The following is a 2,887-nucleotide window of genomic DNA, read 5'->3' as shown; positions in this document are numbered from 1 at the left end:
AGCAGACGCGAGTCAGAGCAGCAGTCAGAGTGGTTTTACCGTGGTCAACGTGACCAATGGTCCCAACGTTGACGTGGGGCAGGGAACGATCAAATTTTTCCTTAGCCATCGATATCACCCTCTACAGAAGAAATTAGACAAACAATATCAACCATTAAAACAAAGGCAGATATTTTCATATCTGCCTTGTTATATGGAGCTCTTGAGCGGATTTGAACCGCTGACCTCACCCTTACCAAGGGTGTGCTCTACCAACTGAGCTACAAGAGCAAAACCCTTTTGCACAACCTGCAAACTTGGAGCGGGTAGCGGGAATCGAACCCGCATCATCAGCTTGGAAGGCTGAGGTTCTACCACTAAACTATACCCGCGGAGCCTGCAGCTCACGCTTAAATCTGGTGGAGGGAGAAGGATTCGAACCTTCGAAGTCGTAGACGTCAGATTTACAGTCTGATCCCTTTGGCCGCTCGGGAACCCCTCCTAATCAGGCCGGCATTCTATATCATGCCCAACCCCTGTCAAGCATTTTCTCATTTAAAAACCTGAGGTTAGCTGCGTTGACACGCTTCACTTCGAATCCCGTTTAAGGTGTTCGCTGTGGAGCGGGCGCCATTCTATGCAAACTATTGAGCAGGTGCAACCCCTTCGCATAGCATTATTTTATGTTTTAACCCATTGAATTCCTTGGAAAGGTTTTGCAACTGCTGATCGCCCAACAACGGCTGGCCATCCGGCGCAACTGCAAGCCAGTAACCGCTTCCTGCAGCAGCTTTCGGCACGGATTGAGCATTGACCTTCATCGCCACCAGGCGCTGTTGCAACCTGGCAATTGAATCCTCTTCAGAAAATCCACCAAGGAAAAGACACTGCTGACGCGGCACCACCTGCCCTCTCCCGCTTTCACCAGCAGTTTCGCTCAGTAGACGGATATCCTGCTGCGCACCGCGATACAGACTAAGGGGCGTTACATCTTTGGCTCGCAAGGGCGCTTCCTGCTGATGCCAGACATAGTAAAAAACATTGAGAACCACTAAGAGCAGGAACAACCAACGCATATAAACCTCAGGACAAGGGACACGCCATCGCCAAGCCGACAAAAACCAGGTCGGGCACAACCCTGGCGTCAGGCGCGACGCCTTTAACCAACTCGGCATCCCCTCCCGTAATAAAGACGGTGAATTGCTCTCCCCAGTACGCTCGAGCCAGCTCTAATTGAGTGAGAACAAAGCCCCTCAGCATCAAAGAACAACCCCGCTCCACCGCTTCCACGGTGGTACGCCCCGGGACATGACTGCAAAGGGCGCGCTCTGCCGCCTCATCACCATAACGAATTTTACGGGTATGGGTGCGAAGCTGGTTTCGCATCAAAGGCATGCCTGGACAAATGAACCCACCGAGATGCTCACCGTCAGGCCCGACAAAATCGGCAGTAACCGCGGTACCGAAGTCGAGAACCAGACAAGCACTCTCGGCAGCCAGGTGAAAGCCGCCAAGCATCGCCAGCCAGCGATCAAGCCCCAGACGCTCATAGTCTTCGTAGCCGTTTCGAACACCAGACATCTCGCGAGCGGGCTTCGCACACACGATAGGAATACTGAACTCGCGCTCAAGCATTTCGGTTAAAGCGCTGGTTTCCTCGTTGGTCCTGACGCTTACCAAACGACACTTGCGCAGCGAGAGTGACTTTATGATGCGTAGGCTTTCAAGCAAAGCCTGATTGGAATCCACAACTCCTTCCGAGACCAGCTCGCTCGCCGACGCATCCAGCACGCGCCATTTTATAAAGCTATTGCCGCAGTCAAGCTCAAGAATCATCACGCAACCTCAGGCTGAGCTCTCCGCCACTAAAGGCCTTTTCAACACCATCTACAATCAAGCGCAACCCGCCTTGGTTATCAATCCCGAGCACTATTCCATCGACACGGCTGTTACCCGCGATCAACGACACGGAACGCCCTTGCCACAGATGATTTTCCGCCCATTCTGCCTGCAGACTTGCGAAACCGTTGAGCTGGTGTTTATGGATATAAGTCTTGAGTTGATTACTCAATTCAACCACCAGAGCATTGCGATCGCAGGCTTTGCCTGACTCCAGTTTTATAGAAGTCCATTGCTGGTCGACCTCATCGGCAACCTGCATATTCACGTTGATTCCTATACCCAATACAACATGACACACATCCGCCGGATCGCCGACGAGTTCGAGCAGAATGCCAGCTATTTTCTTGTTACCCACCAAAACATCATTAGGCCACTTCAAACCGGCATTGGGCACACCGGTGTTTCGCAAGGCCTGCATCACCGCCAAGCCGACAACAAGGCTCAATCCCTCAAGCTGACGCATGCCGCCTTCGATGCGGAGTACAAGGCTGTAATAAAGATTCTCTGCAAATGGGCTTACCCACTTACGACCTCGACGACCACGGCCTGCCAATTGTCGCTCCGCGAGCACCAAAAACGGCGCGGCGGCGCCGTCACTGATGGAGCGCAGAGCTTCGGCATTTGTCGAGTCAACAGAGTCGAACACACGCACCGGCCATTGAGGCATCTTCCTGGTTATTTCCAGAGGATCAAGGAGCGTCAGAGGCGTCGACAATTGATATCCGCGACCGCGAACTTTATGGATCGACAGGCCAAGTTCAGCTTCAAGCTGTTGTAGCTGCTTCCATACGGCACTTCGGCTTATTCCCAGGGCAACGCCCAGGTCCTGTCCGGAATGGAATCGTCCATCCTTCAGTAGATTCAACAACGTCAGCATGCAGGTATCGCCTCACAATGAGGCCCGCATAATAGCCATGCCCCGGGCCGTTGCATAGAAATCAAGCGGACACATTTCTCGCAGGCAAAACAAAACCCCAACTGCTTTCGCAATTGGGGTTTCGGAATT

At 52.6% G+C, this 2,887-nt stretch carries 4 protein-coding genes and 3 tRNA genes; all 7 read right to left on the bottom strand.

All coding sequences use genetic code 11. From position 1 onward, the window contains the following. Positions 1-109, bottom strand: a 109-nt coding sequence (locus tag D8U70_RS27080) for a GTP-binding protein (protein WP_130928968.1), incomplete at its 3' end; no start/stop codon positions are given. Positions 110-194: 85 nt separating this feature from the next. Beyond that, a tRNA-Thr gene (locus D8U70_RS27075) sits at positions 195-270 on the bottom strand. A gap of 27 nt (positions 271-297) precedes the next feature. Continuing rightward, positions 298-371: transfer RNA gene (locus tag D8U70_RS27070), tRNA-Gly, on the bottom strand. A gap of 25 nt (positions 372-396) precedes the next feature. Beyond that, positions 397-481, bottom strand: a tRNA-Tyr gene (locus tag D8U70_RS27065). A gap of 142 nt (positions 482-623) precedes the next feature. Beyond that, positions 624-1,055 carry a hypothetical protein gene (locus D8U70_RS27060; RefSeq protein WP_024014525.1) on the bottom strand — a complete coding sequence of 144 codons (432 nt, stop codon included), beginning with the start codon at positions 1,053-1,055 and terminating at the stop codon, positions 624-626. Between the two features lie 7 nt (positions 1,056-1,062). After that, the gene (locus D8U70_RS27055; protein ID WP_130930159.1) at positions 1,063-1,815 is read right to left on the bottom strand and encodes a pantothenate kinase; all 753 of its coding nucleotides are present in this window, start codon (positions 1,813-1,815) and stop codon (positions 1,063-1,065) included. After that, positions 1,805-2,758, bottom strand: coding sequence for a bifunctional biotin--[acetyl-CoA-carboxylase] ligase/biotin operon repressor BirA (gene birA / locus D8U70_RS27050; RefSeq protein WP_130930158.1), 954 nt, complete (start codon positions 2,756-2,758; stop codon positions 1,805-1,807). Before birA ends, D8U70_RS27055 begins: the two co-directional genes overlap by 11 nt. Positions 2,759-2,887: the final 129 nt, after the last annotated feature.

This window comes from Pseudomonas sp. Sample_20 (assembly GCF_004307585.1).
GTDB classification, from domain to species: Bacteria; Pseudomonadota; Gammaproteobacteria; order Pseudomonadales; family Pseudomonadaceae; genus Aquipseudomonas; species Aquipseudomonas atacamensis.
The sequence above is the reverse complement of the archived record's forward strand: the minus strand, read 5'-3'. Positions and strand labels throughout refer to the sequence as shown.